Here is a 21,379-nt window from a genome sequence, read left to right on the forward strand (position 1 = left end):
TAAGATTATATAGTAAATAGAAATATAAAATAGAGTGATATATCCCCTAGTTTCAAGCATTAAGTATAGACTAATTCCAATTGGGAACATTAATAGATTTATAAATAAATCCCACTTAAATTCTCTATTAAATAATTTAGTGTCTATTTTATATAAATTAATTGTTACAAAATAAATAACGATTTGATTAATCCAAAATGATGCAATCGTGTATATGAAAACTGGAAAAATACAACTTACAATTTCATTCGTACCGGTAGGAGTAATTTTTCCTCCTGCTAAATTATAAAATAATGCACTTCCAATTGAACATAGTGCAAACATCATCGAATTTAGTGGCATACGATAAAGAGTTTTTTTAGTAATACTCAATCTAATATATAAAAAGGCATAAGCTAACTGACTTATTAATAGCTCTGCAAATAATCCATACGATAAAAAAACTAAAATCGAGATTCCGAAAATAAATGAGAAAGTAGCATCATTTATTTTTATCGGCATATTTGAAACAATTAAAAATAGAGCTATTATAATCAAAAAATTAGAACGATCGATGTGTTTAAGAGGGCTAACCATATAAGCATAAAAAAAAATGATAGGCATAATTACAATCCATGTAATCCATATAAACCTATTACTTTGCTTACTAAGCATGAATGATGGCCCTCCTTTACTAATCTAGACGTATTTTTTTATTAAATAACTTCTTACGACTGAGATAAAATATAACGATCCTGTTATTAGTAATATTTCGTTTCCTCGAGTTTTCTTTACATTCTCGTCTATTGCGGTCTGTAAATTGCATTCGTAATTTATATTTAAACTATTAGCATTAGCGATTAATTCGTCTCTATTCATCGCTCTAGGAAAATCAAAAGTTGTCATTACAATATTATTTGTCATTTCTCGTAATTCTTTTACCATTTCCTCAACATTTTTATCTTTTAAAGCTGAAAATAAAATTTTTATTTCCTTATCTTTAAAATGCTCATTCATCGTTTCCACTAAGCTTTTTATTCCTTCAACATTATGAGCACCATCAATATAAATAACAGGACTAGAAACTATTTTTTCAAATCTTCCGGCTTTTTGAGCTATTTTTAATCCATGTTTGATAGTACGTTCACTAATTTTCATTCCATAATGTTTTTGTAATAACTGAATCGCTGTAATAGCACATGAAGCATTCCTAATTTGGTGTTGACCAAGCATTGATAACTCGATATTTTCAATTGCATTGCTAAACCCTTCGTAACAAAATTGTTCATTTTGTTGATCCTTTATTGAGGAAGCAAAGAAATGTTTTCCATATTCGAAATAATCAGCTTCACTTGTTATCGCTTTATCACGGATAATTTTTAACGCTTCTTCTTTTAACTCTGCAGTAACAATCGGAATCCCTTTTTTAATAATTCCGGCTTTATGCTTGGTAATTTCTTCTATTGTTTCACCGAGAATTTGTTGATGATCGTGACCGATACTTGTAATGATACTAATTAAAGGGGTTACTACATTTGTACAATCCTCTAATCCACCTAAGCCTGCCTCAACAATAAAGATATCGTTTTCTTTTACCTTACCAAAAAAGTAAAATGCCATTGTAGTAATAATCTCAAATTCAGTTGGAGCACCACATGGCAATTGTTCAACTTCCTCAACTACAGGAATCATGCAATTTACTAAATGAATAAACTCATTTTCACTAATCATTTCTCCACAGAACATAATTTGTTCACGATAATCTAATATATATGGTGATGTAAAAGCTCCTACAGTATACCCTGCTTCTAATAATATACTTTGCAAAAATGTGATTGTGGAACCTTTCCCGTTTGTACCTGCTACATGAATTGCTTTTACGTTAAGATGCGGATTACCTAGTCGAACGAGCATTTCTTCCATTCGCTGTAACCCAGGTACAATTCCAAACTTTGTTCTGTTATTCATCCATTTCAGTGCTTCTTCATATGTACTAACCATCTTACCCCCACCTTTATAGTAAAAAACGACGAATCATTAAACTCAATTCGTCGTTTTATCTTTCTAATTTTTATAACAGCCCATTACACTGTTATTATTTGCTTAATTCTGCAATTCGAGCTCTTACAGATTCTTGTTTCTCAAGATAATCTTTTTCTTTACGACGCTCTTCTTCAATTACTGCTGCAGGAGCTTTCGCTACGAATCCTTGGTTACTTAATTTCTTTTGAACTCGTTCAACTTCACTAATCCATTTTTCTAATTCTTTTTCTAAACGTTTTTTCTCTTCATCTAGATTGATTAATCCTTCAAGAGGAAGATAGAGCTCAGCTCCACTAATAACCGCTGACATGCTTTTTTCTGGAGCTGTTAAATTAGTAGAAATTGTTAACTCTTCAGGATTACAGAAGCGTTCAATATAAGAACGATTTGCTTCTAATGCCGCTGCAATTGTTTCATCCTTAGCAGAAATCATTAGTTGAACTTTTTTGCTCATTGGCGTGTTTACTTCTGCACGGATGTTACGAACTGAACGAATTAGTTCAACTAATATTTTCATCGTTTCAGAAGCTTCTTTATTCGTTAATTCCTCTTTAACTGTCGGCCAAGCAGATACTGTAATAGATTCTCCTTGGTGAGGTAGAGATTGCCAAATTTCTTCTGTTACGAATGGCATAAATGGATGTAAAAGCTTCATCGTACTTTCTAACACATGTGCTAGAACTGAACGAGTCATATTTTTTGCATCTTCATTGTCACCGTATAAAGGAATTTTTGCCATTTCAATATACCAGTCACAAACATCATCCCAAATGAAGTTATAAAGTACACGGCCAACTTCACCAAATTCATAGCGATCGATTAAAGATGTCACACTTTCAATTGTTTCATTTAAGCGAGTTAAAATCCATTCATCAGCAACAGACTTTTCTTTCGTTAAATCAATATTTTCATATGTGAAGCCTTCCATATTCATCAATGCAAAACGAGAGGCATTCCAAATTTTGTTTACAAAGTTCCAAGTAGACTCAACTTTTTCAATACTGAAACGTAAATCTTGACCTGGAGAACTTCCTGTTGTTAAGAAATAACGTAATGAGTCTGCCCCGTATTTCTCGATAACATCCATTGGGTCAACACCATTACCAAGAGATTTACTCATCTTACGTCCTTGTTCGTCACGTACTAATCCATGAATTAATACATCGTTAAATGGGCGTTTACCAGTAAATTCAATCCCTTGGAAGATCATGCGTGAAACCCAGAAGAAAATAATATCATAACCTGTTACTAATACATTTGTTGGGAAGTAAGCTTGGAAATCCTTACTTTCTTCGTTTGGCCAACCTAATGTTGAGAATGGCCATAATGCTGAACTGAACCAAGTATCTAATACGTCATTATCTTGATTCCAATTTTCAAGATCAGCTGGTGGCTCTTGGTTTACATAAATTTCACCAGTTTCTTTATGGTACCAAGCTGGAATACGATGCCCCCACCATAATTGACGAGAGATACACCAGTCACGGATATTTTCCATCCAACGTAGGTAAGTTTTTTCAAAACGATCTGGTACAAATTTTACGCTGTCATCAGAGTTTTGTAATGCTACTGCAGCATCTGCTAGTGGTTGCATTTTAACGAACCATTGAGTTGATAAATAAGGCTCAACAACTGCGCCACTACGCTCACTATGACCTACAGAATGCATATGCTCTTCGATTTCAACAAGAACACCCATCTCTTGTAAATCTTTAACGATTTGTTTACGGCATTCAAAACGATCCATACCATTGTATTTTCCAGCTTTTTCATTCATCGTACCATCTTCATTCATTACAAGAATGCGGGGTAGGTCATGGCGGTTACCAACTTCAAAATCATTTGGATCATGTGCAGGCGTAATTTTTACTACCCCAGTACCAAATTCCATATCTACATAATCATCGGCGATAATTGGAATCTCTCTATTTACGATTGGTAGCATTACTGTTTTACCAATCATTGATTTGTAACGTTCATCTTCCGGATGTACAGCAATTGCAGTATCACCAAGCATTGTTTCAGGTCGAGTAGTTGCAATTTGAATTTTTCCTGAACCATCAGTTAATGGATATTGCATGTGATAGAATGCACCTTGAACATCCTTATAAATTACTTCGATATCTGATAACGCTGTTTTTGTCGCAGGATCCCAGTTGATGATGTATTCACCACGATAGATTAATCCTTTGTTATAAAGTTTAACGAATACTTCTTTTACCGCATCTGATAGACCCTCATCTAGTGTGAAGCGTTCGCGTGAGTAATCTAAGCCTAAACCAATTTTTTCCCATTGTGAACGAATGTGTGAAGCATATTCTTCTTTCCACTCCCAAGCTTTTTCTAGGAATTTTTCACGTCCTAAATCATATCTTGATAAGCCTTCTTCACGTAATTTGCCTTCAACTTTTGCTTGAGTAGCAATACCAGCATGGTCCATACCAGGTAAGTATAATACGTCATATCCTTGCATACGTTTTGTACGAGTTAAAATATCTTGTAAAGTTGTATCCCAAGCATGACCTAAGTGTAATTTTCCAGTTACGTTTGGTGGAGGAATTACGATTGTATATTTCGGCTTTTCCGATTCTACTTGTGCTTCAAAGAATTTCCCATCTAACCAAAATTGGTAACGATCTTTTTCAACTAAATTCGGATCATACTTTGTTGGTAATGATTTTTGTGTTGTTTCCATTCGGAATCATCTCCTCTAAAATTATTGAAAAATAAAAAAACTCCACTCATCCTTGAAAAGGACGAATGGAGTTGGATTCGCGGTACCACCTTTTTTTGTCAGTAAAAACTTGTGTTTCTCTGACACACTTAAAAAAGATAACGGATCATCCGGTAACTTCTAATCACAAAAAAGTTTTCGAAGCCACTGCTCAAGGGCGACATTCCAACTCTATTTTCTAGAAACCTCCCACCAAATGGTTTCCTCTCTGAAGAATTAGTTCGTTGTACTCTTCCCTATCATTGCATTTCATTATGAATATATGTAATAGTCTACAAAATTTCCTTAAGCTTAGTCAACAGTATTTCTAATTTCTTTCTAGAATATTCAGTAGTTGTCAATAAAGTACCTCATTTTTTAATACATAAAAAAAATACGAAAAATAATTGTAATGATTATTTAACATTCTGGTATACTAGTACTTATTTAATTATGCGATAATGATATAGTATGTAGATATAACTTTTTAGGGGGATATTCATGGGTTTATTTAAAAATACATTAGCTCGTGTACTCGGAATTGGAGGAACGAGAATAGATACAAAGCTTGAAAAAACAGAATATCAAGCTGGAGAAAGAGTAAAAGGTGAATTACACATAAAAGGTGGAAGAGTAAAGCAAGAACTAGATTCCGTCTTTTTACATGTAATGACTGAATATAAAGTTGAATCCAATGATAAAACAGTTAGTAAGAATGGTACTTTACAAAAATTTATCGTATCAGTTGATCGTATAATAAATGCAAATGAAGAAGTGACTATTCCTTTCTTTTTCACCTTATCTGAAAATACTCCAGTATCACTACACAAATCCCATATTTGGATTAAAACTCATTTAGAAATAGAAAAAGCTGTTGACCAATACGATGCAGATGGCGTTCAAGTTATCCCTTCAATTGGTTTAAAAACAGTAATCCAAGCACTTCAAGAAGAAGGATTTGTATTAAGAGATAGTGAAAACAAAAAGAAATACGGAAAGATCATTCAAGAGTTTGAATTTTATCCGATGAATGGCGAATTTCGTGGTAAATTAGAAGAGATTGAAGTTAATTATTTAAGTTTTGACAAAACAGTAGACTTAATTGTTCAACTTGATCAAAATCAAAAAGTAACTCAAGGCAAGTTTTCAAAGTTATTTGGATCTGATGAAAATAATGTTAGAATTTCTTTCTCAAAAGACCATATTACGGACAAGGATTTTGTACGCAAAAGTTTAGTAAACGCGATTAAACGTCATGTAAAATAAATAGCTTTAAAAAGAGGGTTTCCAAAAAAGTTGCATCACTTTTTTGGGAAACCCTCTTTTTTATCATAATTGGTAAGTTACTTCTTTCCTTGCCTCACAAATCTTCAATTGCCCTCGCTGCTTCTACATCTTCTTGTATTTTGGAAACAAAGTATTCAATATTTATCATATGCCAGTATGCACTTAATAAATCTCTTACATTATCTTTTTCAGTACTTCCATCAGAACGCTTCAAGTAACTATTAATTTTGGTAGAAAACTGAGTTGGATATGCCATATAACTTAAAAACAACAATCTTTCTTCTTCTCTTAAGGAAAAATTCTTTTCATACATTTTAAGCCAATTATTACGATCGGGCTGTTGAATAGGATACGTTTTAAATGAACCTTTATAGTAGTTTGTTAGATCCTGTATTGGTGTTGTTTCTTGTGCATTTTCTAGATTGATAAAAACCCCTTCTCCTCTTTTATTAACAAGATAATGTGAGATGGACAAGTTTCCATGGTTCATTACAACCCTAGTATTTTCAGTATCCTTCATTTTTTTAAACCACTCATCTAATTGACCTCTTGCGAATTGATGTGCACTTAATATTTTATGAAAGTACGTGCAGTAGCTTAGTTCGTAAGGTGACATATACCAATTTCCTTCAGCAGCTTCAATAAAATTTTCTAGCACATCTTTATCCTTGCTCCACCTTTTGGTTAATGTATCATAGTGTACTTGTAATTGATCTTTATCAACTTTTTTTTCCTTTTGTGTACTACCATGCATTTTGCCTAAAGAAGTAAACATTCTTTGAAAATGTAGATTTTCATCTGATCTTGCATCAACACTTTCGATCCAGGGCATGAGGTAGTAATGCTTTGTATTAAATTCAACAATATATTCTCCATTTTGGGTATGATAAATTGGTACAACACTTCGAAAGCCCTTATCTTGTAATGAACGAACATTTTCAATCAAATTATTCCGATAAACTCGATCTACATTTGCTTCTTTTAGCGCAAAGACACCTTGGTTTGTATAAACTTTTACTACTTTTCCAACCGTTTCAAAATAGTTTGGTACTATATGGTACTGTGCTAAAATGACGCTTATTTCATCTTTTGGTTTTGAATACAAGATGCGTCACTCTCACTTTCTAAATGCGTAAAAGCCTTGTATTAGTAGACAAGTATCTAACTAATACAAAGCTCTCACCATATTATTATTGTTTTATAGCAGCTACAGGGATATAAATAATTTGCCCTTCCGATAAGAATTCATCGTTCAAATTATTAACGCGATTTAACTGTTGGGTTTGTAAATTATATTTTTTAGCGACGGATTCGATTGTATCTCCATTTTGAGCTAAATATAATTTTAATTTAGAATAAGATTCTTCTCTTCCTTCACCAGTAAATAAGCTTGAAAGAAGATTATCACTTTTAACACTTCTTACTTCCTTCACTTCTTCTGCTTCAGCCTTTACCTCAACTTTAGGTAACTCTGGTGGTGGCGCAGCCTCTACTTGGGCTTGATAATATTCTGCGTAATAAGGAGGTGTTTGACGAACATCATTTGGATTTACGTAAGAATTTTCTTGATTTGCTTGAGGATATGGATTTTGATAGAATGGCTGCTGATTTTGATTATATGCAAATGGTGCTTGTTGGTATTGCTGGTTAACATATGGTTGATAACTTTGCTCCAACGTCCGTTTGTATTCTTCTTCATATTTTTCTATTTCTTTTTGCGCATTATTTTCATTATTGCTTTGGCTTTGCAAATTACTATAATCATTATTTAAGAAGTTAGGTTGACTATTTAAAGTATTATTTAAATAATTGTGCACATTAAAATCATTGTTTAAAAAGCTAGGTCGTTCATTATAGGCAGTATTTAATTGATTAGATTGCTGGATATTATTTTCACTTTGAACTGTTTGCTCATGATTTTGTTCGTTCATTAGGAAGTCAGGTTTAACATATTCAGTTTGCGGCTCGATTGCTTCTGCTGATATATTAAAGCCTCTAAATACTTCCTCATACTGTTCTTCCTCTTGAACTTCTTCTTGAGCTTGCATTTGAACTTCTTCTTCAAATTCTTCTTGATCTACTTGTTGTTCATTAGACTGAACTTGAATTTCAAAATCAGATTCTTCTTCTGCATAATAGTGTTCAGCATCATTTTCATTCTGTTCAATTCCACCTTCAGCTACTTCTTCGGGGCGGAAAACCTCTAAGTAAGTTGGCTGCCCTGGATATGTGCTGTCTTGTTCTTCTTGCTCCTCTTCCTCTTCAAGAGATTGAATCCAATCACTGCCATATAGATTATCTTGTTCATTCGTTTGTTGCTCAGCCACTGGTTCATTAAAGAACTGGAATTGTTCATTTTGTTCTCTTTCTTCTTGATGTTCATATGCTTCGTTACTTGCACGATAGCCATTGTCGTATGCTGCTTCGTTATTTGAGCGATATTCATTGTCATATGCTGCTTCATTATTTGAGCGATAGTCATTGCCGTATGCTTCGTTACCTGCACGATATTCATTGTCGTATGCATAGTTATTGTACTGTTCATAGGCTCTTTGTTCATGATAAGTATCTACTGCCCTATTATTATCATGTAGACCAGAAATACATAAATCAGCAGCAATTTGAATGCTACCTTTTTCTGCTAATTGATAATCAAAAGTCTCTACAGTAACACATAGATTCTCTAAATCAGTAATTCTTGTTAAAGGAATCGAAATATCTACAGGGAACTGATGATTTAATTCACAGCTTCCATCCTCAAGAACGATTACATTTTCAACTAATCTAGAAGGAGCTAATTCTCTTAATGAATAATAATCACCTTGATTCGCCAAATCAGGAGCGTAATTACCTTCTAAAGTTAAGACACCCTTCACTTGAACATATTCATCAAATTGCTGTATAGTAATGTCTGGATTTAACGAGAGTGATCTTACCTCTTTAACTTCCTGTCCTTTTTGGAACCAGACAGTTTCTTTCAATGAAAAGCGAATATTTGTTTGATTTTCTGAAGACACCTTAATGTCCTCCTCTCATCGTCCAATTTGGTCTATGACATTACATTTTTATGAAAGAAACGAAAAATTTATGAAGAAAAGATTGTTAATTTCTCTTAAGAATGGTTTTAAAATGTGTGGGACTAGAGAAATGAATGGGTTTAAGGAATAAGAAAACTTAAATGTAAAGTTTAAGAAATTTAGAAATAAAGAGTTAAAACAGTATATATTATTACGTTTTGTCACTTTACTTTCCAACTAAAAAAAGAATCGGTGCCCCTATAAAATAGGGACACCAATTCTTTTTATACTAATTGCGAAAATGCGTATTCTGCAGCCGCAATCGTTTTTTGAATATCTTCATCTGTATGTGATGTTGATAGGAATAATCCTTCAAATTGTGAAGGTGGTAAGAATACACCTTGTTCAGCCATTAGTTGATAGTACTTAGCAAACATTTCTAAGTTAGACGTTTTTGCTGCTTCGTAATTTTCAACTTTTTCGTTTGTGAAGAAGAATCCAACCATTGAACCTGCACGATTAATACAATGTGGAATATTGTACTTTTCAGCCGCAGCTTTATAACCAGCTTCTAACAAATCCGCTTTACGATTAAATTCTACATAGTCTTCTTCAGTTAACTGACTTAATGTTTCGTATCCTGCCGTCATTGCTAAAGGATTTCCTGAAAGTGTTCCCGCTTGGTAAATTGGGCCACTTGGGGCAATTTGATTCATGATTTCAGCCTTACCACCATATGCACCTACTGGTAGACCTCCACCAATAACTTTTCCTAGACAAGTTAGATCAGGTGTTACACCAAAATGACCTTGTGCACAATTGTATCCTACACGGAATCCAGTCATAACTTCATCAAAAATTAATAATGTACCATATTGAGTAGTAATTTCTCTTAAGCCTTCTAAGAAGCCTTCAACTGGTGGAACAACACCCATGTTTCCTGCAACAGGTTCAACAATAACTGCAGCTAGGTCATCTCCATATTGTTCAAAAGCATATCTTATACTTTCTAAATCGTTATAAGGTACCGTGATTGTATTAGCTGCAACGCCTTCTGGTACACCAGGGCTATCTGGTAATCCAAGTGTAGCAACACCAGATCCAGCTTTAATTAATAAAGAATCACCATGACCATGGTAGCATCCTTCAAATTTTAAAATTTTGTTTCGACCAGTAAAACCACGTGCAAGACGTAAAGCACTCATTGTAGCTTCTGTTCCTGAGTTTACCATTCGAACAACTTCAATCGAAGGTACTCTTTCAATCACAAGTTTAGCTAATTCTGTTTCTTTTAAAGTTGGTGCTCCAAAGCTAGTACCAGTTTCAGCAGTACGCTTTAAACCTTCTACAACTCGCTCATTTGAGTGACCTAAAATAAGTGGTCCCCATGATAACACATAATCAATATATTCATTACCGTCAATATCATAAATTTTTGAGCCTTTTCCATGGCTCATAAAAATAGGTGACATATTAACACTTTTAAATGCACGTACTGGACTGTTTACTCCACCAGGAAGTACTTGTTTCGCTTCTTCAAAAGCTTCAATAGACTTATTATATGATCTCATAAATTCTTACTTCCCTTCTGATAACCATCTGCAAGCATCTTTAGCATGGTAAGTCATAATCATATCCGCACCAGCGCGCTTCATACTGATTAATTTTTCCATTACAACTTTTTCTTCCTCGATCCAACCATTTATTGCAGCAGCTTTAACCATTGCATATTCTCCGCTAACATTATATGCAACGATTGGTTGGTGATAGTTATTTCGGATGTCACGAATGATGTCCAAATATGAAAGAGCTGGTTTAATAATTAAGAAATCTGCGCCTTCAACTGTATCTGATTCTGCTTCACGGAATGCTTCTAAACGATTTGCAGGATCCATTTGATAAGCTTTACGATCCCCTTGTCCCGGAGCACTTTGAGCTGCTTCACGGAAAGGGCCATAGAATCCAGAAGCGTATTTCACTGCATAAGACATAATAGGAATATTATCAAATCCAGCTTCATCTAATGCATGACGAATTGTAGCTACGAATCCATCCATCATGTTTGAAGGAGCGATAATATCTGCACCAGCTTGTGCTTGACTTACCGCTGTTTTTGCTAATAGTATTAACGATTCATCATTATTAACATACCCATCTTCTAATACTCCACAATGTCCATGGTCTGTATACTCACATAAACATGTATCTGCAATAACAATCATTTCAGGATATTGTTCTTTTGTTTGAGAAATTGCTCTTTGGACGATACCAGTTGCACAGTAAGCTTCTGAACCTACTGCGTCTTTTACATCAGGAATTCCAAAGAAAATAACAGATTTTATACCTAATGATACAATTTCATCCATTTCTTTTCTTAATTCATCTAAAGAAAATTGAAATACACCTGGCATTGAACTTATAGGATTTTTTACGCCTTGTCCTTCAACAACAAAAAGTGGGTAAATAAAATCTTCTTTATGCAAATGATTTTCTCTAACCATTGAGCGTAATGCTGGTGTACTTCTTAAGCGACGGTGACGATCAAACGGAATTGAATAAGTCATTTTTTTCTCCTTCTTTTCTATAGGACGATATTATTTTTAAATATCATCAGCTATTTTTTTTAATAAAGATTCAATTGTATATTTATCAGGAACAATCATATTATTAAACCCTTTTTCCTTAGCTTTTTGTGCAGTGACCTCACCAATACAAGCAATTTTAATATTCTTTAAATCTTCCATACAAATGATATTTTCAATTAAAAAACAAAACTGCTCTACACTAAAAGGATTCAAAAAAGTAATCACATCTAGCTTTTCATTCTTTAGTAACTTAATTAGATCATCTTTTATCGTTACATTGGCAATCGTTTCATAAACAGTTAGTAAGTTAACTAGATTGCCATTTTTTTCAAGTATGTTTGGTACATTATCACTCGCTAAAGAACCTCGTATAAATAAAAATTTTGTTCCTTTTTCTACTATGTAACTTAACTCAGAAGCAAATGTTTTGCCAGTAAATTGACTCGGAAGAAAATTCACTTCAAGTCCTTCTTCATTTAATCGACTTTTAGTTTTCTCTCCAACAGCACCAATTTTTTTTTGATTAATTTTTACTTTCAATTCATATGTAATATATTGCACAAAGTAATTTACAGAATTAACACTAGTAAATAAGATCCAATCTGTTTCATCAATTAACTTTTCTAATTCATTGATTGAAATATTACTTTTAACAATTTTTTGAAGTGGAAGATTAATAGGACATCCACCAAGCTGATGAATCAAATGATTAAATTCATCAGCTTGATGCTCTGCCCTTGTCACTAAAATGTTTATTCCATTTAAGGAATTATTCATCCGCTGCCTCTTTTACAGAATCAATAATATCCTTTGCTCCACGTTCAGTTAATAGTTTTGCAGCTTTTTCACCAATTTCTGTTGGATCAGTACCTTTAACTGTCTCTTTTAAAATGATTGACCCATCTGGTTTTGCTACTAAAGCTGTTAACGAGATTTCATTATGTTCGTTGATTGTTGCAAATCCTGCTATCGGAACTTGGCAACCACCTTCCATTTTATGAAGAAATACACGTTCAGCTTCTACTGTTGTATATGTTAAATCATCATTTAGTCTATTTAATAGTTCACGGATTTCGGCATCATTTTCACGACATTCGATCGAAAGAGAACCTTGACCTACTGCTGGCACACAAACTGTTTCATCGATATACTCTGTAATGCTTTCTTCAGCCCATCCCATTCTTTTTAAGCCAGCCGCTGCTAAAATAATCGCGTCGTATTCATTGTCTTTAAGCTTTTGAATACGCGTATCGATATTTCCACGAATCCATTTAATTTGTATATCCGGACGAACTGCCTTAATTTGAGCACTTCTTCTTAAACTACTTGTCCCAACGATTGCTCCTTCTTCTAGCTCCATTAATCCTTTTCCACTATTTGAAAGTAAAGCATCTCGAGGATCAACTCGCTTAGGAGTACAGCCTATCATTAAACCTTCTGGTAAAATTGCAGGCATATCCTTCATACTATGTACAGCTAAATCAATTTCATTCGTAAGCATTGCATGCTCGATTTCTTTTACGAACAAACCTTTCCCGCCAACTTTTGAAAGAGTTACATCAAGTATTACATCACCTTTTGTAACAATTTCTTTTAACTCAAATTCATAATCAGGTGCAACTTCCTTAAGCTTCTCAACAAACCATTTCGTTTGTGTTAATGCTAGTTTACTTCTTCTTGTACCTACTACTATTTTTCGCATAGTTTACAGCTCCTTACGTACTCCATAAATGAAACGTTGAATATAGATTTGAAACAACATAATTTCCGAACAATACTAAAAAGCAACAGATGTTAAATATGCAAAGAGATTTGCCATAGAAACGGTTGCTTACTTTTAAATACATAAATGTGCTATACATGATTAAAACGAAAACTGAGCCTATTACTTTCATATCATACCAAACAAATGTGTGCAATCGAATACTTGCCCCTAATATAAGGGAAGTTAGCATAAGAGGGACACCAAATAAGTTAAATGTAATAAACATTTTTTCCAACTTACCTAAACTCCCCAATTTCTTTAAATGCGTTGACCATTTCTTCTTTTTTAATAAAACGTATTGAAAAATGTACATTCCTGAAAAAATAAAGGACAGTGTAAAAGCACCGTACGCTAAAAAAGCTAGCCCAATATGGGTATATAATAATTCCGATTTTAAGTGTTCGACTGATGTAGCCGTTTTCCCAGCCTTTGGAATTAAAATTGATAATGAAAATACTAAAAATGAAACAACATTTGTAAAGAAAACTAAATACTCTAGTTTTACTAACCAATTAATAATCATTGATAATGAAATAATGATCCATACATAAATGTATAGCCCTTCTCTAGAAGTGATAAAGGAATATAAACTATAATGGCTAATCGTATAAATCATTAAAATTGTAGAAAACACCCAAACAATTGCAAGCAAATAAAATGCCACTTTACTTGCCATTCTGTTTGAATCTATAAAATCTATAAAAGAAAAAACGATACTCCATGCAAACAATAAGATTAATAAGTGGTAAATAAAACTACTTTCCAAAAGCGCCATTATCTAAACCTCATAAATACCCTAAGCTTTGTTTTAAAGAAATCGTCTCTTTTTCTTGTTTAGTTTGCATGTATTTTTCATCATTAGCTTCTTCTAATATTTCATCTAAATTAAATATTTCTTTAAAAAGTGAAATTTGTGCTTCTGAGTGTTTAGATGTACCCATTTCTTTTGCTTTCATAATTGGATCACGTAAAAGTTGATTCACAATACTCTTCGTGTGCTTTTGGATAATTTTTAAGTCTCGATCAGATAAATGAGGTAATTTTCGTTCAAGACTGCACATAGTATCTGCCTGAATATCCAATGCTTTTTCACGTAAAGCAGAGATAACTGGAACTACACCTAACATTGATAACCAACATTGGAAATTATCAATTTCTTCATTGATTGCCTTTTTAACTTCTACTGCCTCTCGCTCACGTTCGGCTAAATTCTCTGCAACAATCCCTTGAAGATCATCGATATCGTATAAAAACGCACTATCAATATTATGAATTGATGGCTCAATATCTCTTGGTACTGCGATATCTACTAAGAATAATGGTTTACCTTTTCTTGCTTTTTCAATACGGTGTATCATTTTCTCGGTAATCACATATTCTTTTGAGCCAGTTGAACTAATAACGATATCTGCTTCTTTTAAGGAGTTTTCTAGTGATTCTAATCCTTTTCCGATTCCATTAAATTGATCAGCAAGCTTAATCGCATTCTCAACAGTTCGATTAATTACAGTAACTTTCCCTACACCTTGAGAATATAAGTTTTGCAAAGCTAAGTTACTCATTTTCCCTGCGCCAACGATTAGCACGTTACAGCCTTTTAAATTACTAAAAATCTTTTTAGAAAGTTCAACAGCAGCATAACTTACAGAAACTGCATTTTCACCGATACCAGTTTCAGAATGAACTTTTTTTGCAAATGTAATTGCTTGTTTAAATAGCTGATTAAAAATAGTACCAATTACATTATTCTCTTGAGCAAGTAAATAACTATCTTTTACTTGTCCAAGAATTTGAGTTTCACCAATTACCATTGAATCTAAGCCACAAACTACGTTAAATAGATGGCTAATTGCATCATTTCCAGTTCTAATGATTAAATATGGTGATAATTCCTCATCTTTTAATCCAAATCGTTGTAATAGAAAACGTTTCATATAATATTGACCGGTATGAATTTGGTCAACAACTGCATAAATCTCTGTACGATTACAAGTAGAAACAATAATGTTTTCCAAAATGCTCTTTTCATTTTTTAATGAGTCCATTGCATCTTGAAGTTCATTTGGAGAAAACGCTACCCTTTCCCGCACTTCAACCGGGGCAGTCTTATAATTTATCCCTATTGTAATGATGTGCATCCCTAAAGCCCCCCTAAAAAAAACTTGTACAAACGATGTTTTATATCTATATTTACTTAGCAAAATATCATAACTATGTTCCACTTCAATATGCTATCATAAATGTAATAATTTGTAGAATTTTTAATCCGAATTATAATATGAACTATATCCAAAGTTTATTATACAATAATTTTTAAATAAAAGTGATTACAAATAATGTTAAACGGGAGTTGCTATGAAAAAAAATCGATTATTTATTGGAATCCTATTAATTGGCTTTGGCATTTATTATCTTATTTCAAAATGGAAAGTCCCTGCTCTACATTTTTTTACTTATTGGACTACACCGATCGTCATAACAGGTATTGCACTTCTAGTTCAAGCCTTTAAAGGACGTGAATTCCAATATGTATTCCCAGGGGTTGTAGTTCTTGGTTTTGGAATTCATTTTTATGCAATTGAACATTTTCAAAGTTGGCCTAACCATTGGTCCATTCTTACACTCATCATCTCGTTAGGTATGTTATTGCAATCCCAAAAAGGCAAAGGTGACCTATTACCTGGTTTACTATTATTTATTATGTCTTTATTTTTCCTTTTTAATGATAAGCTTTCATCAATGCTTAGTTCAATTCAGTCACAAGTTTCTTATTTTCAACAATACTGGCCAATTTTTATTGCAGTAGTCGGATTATATCTTTTATTCTCTAAAAAATAAGATGCTAAGAGTGTCCTTGTTATACTTCCTTACGTTTTGGAGAAAATTTTTATTTTTTAATTATATTTCCATATTAATTTTATCTATTCTAATTGTTTCATTCGGTTCAATAACTATACATATTACTAAAAAAATTTATCATCTTTTTTACATAATAAAAAAAATGCTGGTGGCAATTTAGCCACCAGCATTTTTTATTTACACGCACGCTCTATTGCAGACCATGCTTTTTCTTTACCAAGACCAATTTCAGATGAGAATAAAATTAATTCATCCCCTTCTTCAATCTGTAACGTTTCACGTACAACTTTCGCATGTTTCTCCCATTTACCCTTAGGGATTTTATCTGCTTTTGTTGCTACAACAATTACTGGAATACCGTAATGCTTTAAGAAATTATACATCATTACATCATCTTGGGTTGGTGAATGACGTAAATCTACTAATAAAATTACAGCTCTTAATTGTTCACGAGTTGTAATATATGTTTCAATCATTTTGCCCCATGCTTCTCGTTCCTTTTTAGAAACTTTAGCATAACCATAACCTGGAACGTCAACGTAAAAAAGCTGTTCATTAATTAAGAAGAAATTTAATGTTTGCGTTTTTCCTGGCTTTGATGATGTACGAGCTAATGCTTTACGATTTAACATTTTATTTATAAACGAAGATTTCCCAACATTTGAACGACCTGCTAAAGCGATTTCGGGAAATTGAGTATCTGGATATTGATTTGGTCGGACTGCACTAATGACAATATCCGCTGTTGTTACTTTCATTTTTTCACTCCTACTATTGCATGTGCCAGCACTTCATCTAAATGGGAAACAGGTATAACTGTTAAACCTTCTTTCACCATTGGCGGCACATCTTCTAAATCTTTTTCATTTTCTTTTGGTATGATTACTGTCGTTAACCCTGCACGATGCGCACTAAGCATTTTTTCTTTTAATCCACCGATTGGTAATACGCGACCACGTAATGTGATTTCTCCCGTCATCCCTACTTCTTTTCGGATTGGTTTATTTGTTAATGCTGAAATCAATGCAGTTGCCATCGTAATACCTGCTGAAGGACCGTCTTTTGGTACAGCACCTTCTGGAACATGGATATGGATATCATATTTCTCATGGAAATTTTGTTCAATATTTAGTTCTTCAGCTTTAGAGCGAATATAACTAAACGCAGCCTGTGCTGACTCTTTCATTACATCCCCTAGCTTACCAGTTAAGGTTAGCTTACCCTTTCCAGGATATAGTGATACTTCAATAGAAAGTGTGTCTCCACCAAATGCAGTATACGCTAAACCTGTAGCTACACCGATTTGATCTTCACTTTCCATTTGACCGTATGAGAATGTTTTCTTACCTAAGAATTCTTCAATATTCTTGTCAGTAAAAATTATTTTTTGTCTTTCATTTGAAACAATCAATTTAGCAGCTTTTCTACATAATGTTGCAAGAACTCGTTCTAAAGACCTTACTCCTGCTTCACGCGTATAATGGCGAATAATTGAGCTCAATGCACTTTCGCGAATTTGAACAGTTGATTTATTTAGGCCATGCTCAGCTAATTTTTTAGGGAATAAGTGCTTTTTAGCAATATTAACTTTTTCAAGCTCAGTATATCCAGATAAAGTAATAATTTCCATTCGATCTCTTAATGGCCCTGGAATAGTTGATAAATCATTTGCAGTTGCCACAAATAAAACTTGAGACAAATCAAATGGCTCTTCAATATAGTGATCACTAAAAGTATTATTTTGTTCTGGGTCAAGTACTTCTAGCATCGCTGAAGATGGATCACCTCTAAAGTCACTAGACATTTTATCAATTTCATCAAGTAGGAATACAGGATTTTTTGTCCCAGCTTTCTTCATCCCTTGAATAATTCGACCGGGCATTGCCCCGATATACGTTCTTCTATGTCCTCTTACTTCTGATTCATCTCTAACGCCACCAAGTGAAACGCGTACAAAATTTCTAGACAATGCGTTTGCAATTGATTTAGCTAAAGAAGTTTTACCAACCCCTGGAGGTCCAGCTAAACATAAAATTGGGCCACGTAATGAATTTGTAAGTTGTTGTACAGCTAAATACTCCAATATTCGCTCTTTAACTTTATCAAGACCTTCGTGCTCGTTATTTAGTATCTTTTCTGAACGATGGATATCTAGTGTGTCCTCTGTTTGTTTAGACCATGGTATAGCTACCATCCATTCTAAATATGTACGAACTACTCCTGCTTCTGCAGCATTTGGAGGTAATTTTTCATATCTAGCTAATTCTTTTAAGACAACTTCTTTTGTTTCTTCAGGCATATTTGCTTCTTCAATTTTCGTTAAAAACTTATCAACTTCTTCTGTTTTACCTTCACGATCACCTAGTTCACGTTGAATAACTTTTAATTGCTCTCTTAAAAAATATTCTTTTTGTGTTTTATCAATATTTTTCTTTACTTGAAGCCCAATTTTCTCTTCAAGCTTTAATAATTCCTTTTCATCCTGAAGGAAATTTAAGATAATATGTATTCTTTCGGTAACGTCAATTGTAGCTAATATTTTTTGTTTTTCTTCTTCTCTTAATGGAATTGAATCAATCATTGCATCCGCAAGATTACCCGGGCGTTCTTGTTTCACAATAGAAGCGATTGTCTCAGGCAAAATTCGCTTAGATAATTTGCTATATTGTTTAAAATGCTGCAATAAAGTTCTCATTAAAGCACGTAACTCTTTAGATTCATCTTCTACATCTGGGTATTCTTCTACCTTCGCAGTTAAGAAATCATTTTGATCAATAATTGTTTTAATCTTTCCTCTGTGTAATCCTTCGACTGTAATTCGAACCGTGCCATTTGGAAGCGTAATTTTTTGCGTTAATTTAGCTAGTGTTCCAAATTGGTACAATTCGTCGATCTTTGGATTTTCAGTATCTGCATCTATTTGAGTAACAACAAAAATTAAATGATCTAACTCATCAGCTTCTTGTATTGCTTTAATCGACTTCATTCTTCCTACATCTAGATGTGCAATAGTGGCAGGAAATACACTAATTCCTCTTAAAGGTAGGAGGGGTACAACTTTTTCTTTTGTAACATTCATTTACGTTACACCTCCAAGTTTTTCATTCTATCTAGTTATTTTACCTTAACACTCATATCATTTACAATGATATGCATTAAAAGAAATGTGGAAAAGAAATAAACAATCAATATCGGCCTAGGAACACAACCTATTAATATGATTTCATAACGATTATCTTCTCTTAACTAAAAAAACGAGTGAAAACCAAATAAAAAGTGCTCGCACCACTTCATTGATAAAAAGAATGCAAAAAGAGTTTGTATTCTTTATTTATTCAAAATGAAATGATTCGAACACTTATTTTTATCTACATAGATTGCGATTGATTCTCTTCAAACAATGTTAATTGCTGGAAGTCATTTTTAGTTTGAGTTGGTATATCAAATTTCCAGTTATCTTTAAAGACCTCATGAAGAACTTTTTCGATGCGATCAACAGCTAAAATTTCTACATCTTTAAATTGATGTAATGAAGCTTGATCGTTCTCTTTAGGAACAATAATTTTTGTAGCTCCTGCTTTAATAGCCGCCTTAACTTTTTCTGGAACGCCACCAACAGGTTTCACATCACCTTGTATACTCATTTCTCCAGTCAAAGCAATCGTATTTAATACTGGAACATTATTAACTGCTGAAAATATGCCGACTACCATCGCAATCCCTGCAGATGGTCCATCAATTAGAGCACCACTTGGAAAATTGATGTGAATTGTATAATCATCGATCGGTACACCAATTTTACGTAAGATTGTTGTAACATTTTCTAAAGAGCCTTTTGCCATACTTTTTCTACGAATTGATTTAGATTGATTACCTAAGCTTTCTTCTTCAACAATTCCAGTTATCGTAATTGAGCCTTTACCAATTTCTTTTGCCTTCATTGCACTTACTTCTATTGGTAATAAAGCACCAATATTTGCTCCATAAACCGCTAAACCGTTTACTAAACCAACTGTTGGAGCTTCCGGAATTTTGTTTACTAATCTAGGTGATAATCTACTTACAGAAACTACCCACTGAATATCATCCTCTATTAATTCTTTTCTTCCAGAAGTTAAAACCATTCCACCTGCTAATTGGATTAGATTAATAGCTTCTCGACCATTTTTAGCATATGTACCAACTAATTCTAGAGCTTTTTCTGAAATACTTATTTCAATTTTTTCTGCTGAGCGTTTAGCAACAGCTTGAATTTCATCCTGTTCTAACTCTCTGAAAAATATTTCTAAACAACGTGAACGTATTGCTGGAGGTATTTCATCAGGTGATCTTGTAGTAGCACCAACTAATCTGAAATCCGCCGGTAAACCATGTTTAAAAATTTCATGAATATGTGCTGGAATCGAAGGATTTTCTTCTTGATAGTAAGCACTTTCAAATTTAACTTTACGGTCTTCAAGAACTTTTAGCATTTTATTCATTTGAATTGGATGAAGCTCCCCAATCTCATCTATAAATAAAATACCTCCATGTGCATCCGTTACAGCACCTTTTTTAGGCTGCGGAACTCCTGCTTGACCCATTGCACCTGCACCTTGATAAATCGGATCATGTACTGAACCAATTAAAGGATCAGCAATCCCTCTTTCATCAAAACGAGCTGTTGTTGCGTCTAATTCTATAAAGACTGCATCTGGTTTAAATGGAGTATTCGGACTCTTTTTAGCTTCCTCTAATACAAGTCTAGCTGCTGCCGTTTTCCCTATACCAGGTGGTCCATAAATGATTACATGTTGAGGATTTGCACTGCATAATGAAGCTTTTAAAGCCTTAATTCCATCCTCTTGGCCAACAATATCATCAAAAGAACTCGGTCTAACTCTTTCTGCTAATGGTACAGTTAAAGATATTGATTTTAACTTACGTAATTGTTCCATTTCTTTTTTTGATTCTCTGTCGATTGAAACTTTTGTTGTCCGTTGACCTTTTAATAAATGAATAAAATACAATGCAACGATTGTACCTAATGCAAGTTGAGCTAATAATATAATTGTTGTAAAACTCATTTTTTACCCCTCCACTGAAGTAGAAATTACTTTTAGTATCGCCCGTGAAATGGAAGGATAAACCA

At 33.4% G+C, this 21,379-nt stretch carries 15 protein-coding genes, 1 pseudogene and 1 other annotated feature; of the genes and pseudogenes, 2 read left to right on the forward strand and 14 right to left on the reverse strand.

What is annotated here, in order from left to right; all coding sequences use genetic code 11:
- The 3 genes from ACFCYN_RS14805 to ACFCYN_RS14815 all read right to left on the reverse strand — a co-directional run.
- Positions 1-654 (reverse strand): hypothetical protein (locus ACFCYN_RS14805; protein WP_375950095.1); only part of this gene is annotated, 654 nt, incomplete at its 3' end.
- A 24-nt stretch (positions 655-678) separates the two neighbouring features.
- Positions 679-1,980, reverse strand: coding sequence for a bifunctional folylpolyglutamate synthase/dihydrofolate synthase (locus ACFCYN_RS14810; protein WP_375950097.1), 1,302 nt, complete (start codon positions 1,978-1,980; stop codon positions 679-681).
- A 94-nt stretch (positions 1,981-2,074) separates the two neighbouring features.
- The gene (locus ACFCYN_RS14815; RefSeq protein WP_375950098.1) at positions 2,075-4,717 is read right to left on the reverse strand and encodes a valine--tRNA ligase; all 2,643 of its coding nucleotides are present in this window, start codon (positions 4,715-4,717) and stop codon (positions 2,075-2,077) included.
- Positions 4,718-4,771: 54 nt separating this feature from the next.
- Positions 4,772-5,008 (reverse strand) — a binding site (T-box leader).
- A 228-nt stretch (positions 5,009-5,236) separates the two neighbouring features.
- Here ACFCYN_RS14815 and ACFCYN_RS14820 point away from each other — a divergent pair.
- Positions 5,237-6,001, forward strand: a complete 765-nt coding sequence (locus ACFCYN_RS14820; protein WP_375950100.1) for a sporulation protein — start codon at positions 5,237-5,239, stop codon at positions 5,999-6,001.
- Positions 6,002-6,095: 94 nt separating this feature from the next.
- Here ACFCYN_RS14820 and ysxE read toward each other — a convergent pair whose 3' ends face one another.
- The 8 genes from ysxE to hemA all read right to left on the reverse strand — a co-directional run bounded on the left by ysxE (position 6,096) and on the right by hemA (position 15,527).
- Positions 6,096-7,127: a spore coat protein YsxE gene (ysxE, locus tag ACFCYN_RS14825; RefSeq protein ID WP_375950102.1), complete on the reverse strand. Its 1,032-nt coding sequence runs from the start codon at positions 7,125-7,127 to the stop codon at positions 6,096-6,098.
- 85 nt (positions 7,128-7,212) lie between these two features.
- Complete coding sequence (locus tag ACFCYN_RS14830) at positions 7,213-9,039, reverse strand: LysM peptidoglycan-binding domain-containing protein (RefSeq protein ID WP_375950104.1); 1,827 nt, start codon at positions 9,037-9,039, stop codon at positions 7,213-7,215.
- A 284-nt stretch (positions 9,040-9,323) separates the two neighbouring features.
- A complete protein-coding gene (gene hemL, locus ACFCYN_RS14835; protein ID WP_375950105.1) occupies positions 9,324-10,610 on the reverse strand; it encodes a glutamate-1-semialdehyde 2,1-aminomutase in 1,287 nt (428 codons plus the stop codon).
- A gap of 6 nt (positions 10,611-10,616) precedes the next feature.
- A complete protein-coding gene (gene hemB / locus ACFCYN_RS14840) occupies positions 10,617-11,603 on the reverse strand; it encodes a porphobilinogen synthase (protein WP_098171362.1) in 987 nt (328 codons plus the stop codon).
- A gap of 36 nt (positions 11,604-11,639) precedes the next feature.
- The gene (locus ACFCYN_RS14845; RefSeq protein ID WP_375950108.1) at positions 11,640-12,401 is read right to left on the reverse strand and encodes a uroporphyrinogen-III synthase; all 762 of its coding nucleotides are present in this window, start codon (positions 12,399-12,401) and stop codon (positions 11,640-11,642) included.
- Positions 12,394-13,326: a hydroxymethylbilane synthase gene (gene hemC, locus ACFCYN_RS14850; RefSeq protein ID WP_375950109.1), complete on the reverse strand. Its 933-nt coding sequence runs from the start codon at positions 13,324-13,326 to the stop codon at positions 12,394-12,396. Before hemC ends, ACFCYN_RS14845 begins: the two co-directional genes overlap by 8 nt.
- Before the next feature lie 13 nt (positions 13,327-13,339).
- Positions 13,340-14,164, reverse strand: coding sequence for a cytochrome c biogenesis protein CcsA (gene ccsA, locus ACFCYN_RS14855; RefSeq protein WP_172447351.1), 825 nt, complete (start codon positions 14,162-14,164; stop codon positions 13,340-13,342).
- Positions 14,165-14,174: 10 nt separating this feature from the next.
- A complete protein-coding gene (gene hemA, locus ACFCYN_RS14860; protein WP_172447350.1) occupies positions 14,175-15,527 on the reverse strand; it encodes a glutamyl-tRNA reductase in 1,353 nt (450 codons plus the stop codon).
- Positions 15,528-15,744: 217 nt separating this feature from the next.
- Here hemA and ACFCYN_RS14865 point away from each other — a divergent pair, with 217 nt between their 5' ends.
- Positions 15,745-16,227, forward strand: coding sequence for a LiaF transmembrane domain-containing protein (locus tag ACFCYN_RS14865; protein ID WP_172447349.1), 483 nt, complete (start codon positions 15,745-15,747; stop codon positions 16,225-16,227).
- A 194-nt stretch (positions 16,228-16,421) separates the two neighbouring features.
- Here the strand turns inward: ACFCYN_RS14865 and yihA are convergent, their stop codons facing one another.
- The 3 genes and pseudogenes from yihA to lonB all read right to left on the reverse strand — a co-directional run.
- The gene (gene yihA / locus ACFCYN_RS14870) at positions 16,422-17,006 is read right to left on the reverse strand and encodes a ribosome biogenesis GTP-binding protein YihA/YsxC (protein WP_172447348.1); all 585 of its coding nucleotides are present in this window, start codon (positions 17,004-17,006) and stop codon (positions 16,422-16,424) included.
- Entirely contained in the window at positions 17,003-19,327 is a 2,325-nt protein-coding gene (gene lon / locus ACFCYN_RS14875; protein WP_375950112.1) for an endopeptidase La, read from the reverse strand. Before lon ends, yihA begins: the two co-directional genes overlap by 4 nt.
- A gap of 382 nt (positions 19,328-19,709) precedes the next feature.
- Positions 19,710-21,314 (reverse strand): annotated as a pseudogene (lonB, locus tag ACFCYN_RS14880) (ATP-dependent protease LonB); the annotation flags it as partial.
- Between the last annotated feature and the right edge of the window lie 65 nt (positions 21,315-21,379).

It is taken from the genome of Gottfriedia sp. NPDC056225, assembly GCF_042267765.1.
GTDB lineage: Bacteria > Bacillota > Bacilli > Bacillales > Bacillaceae_G > Gottfriedia.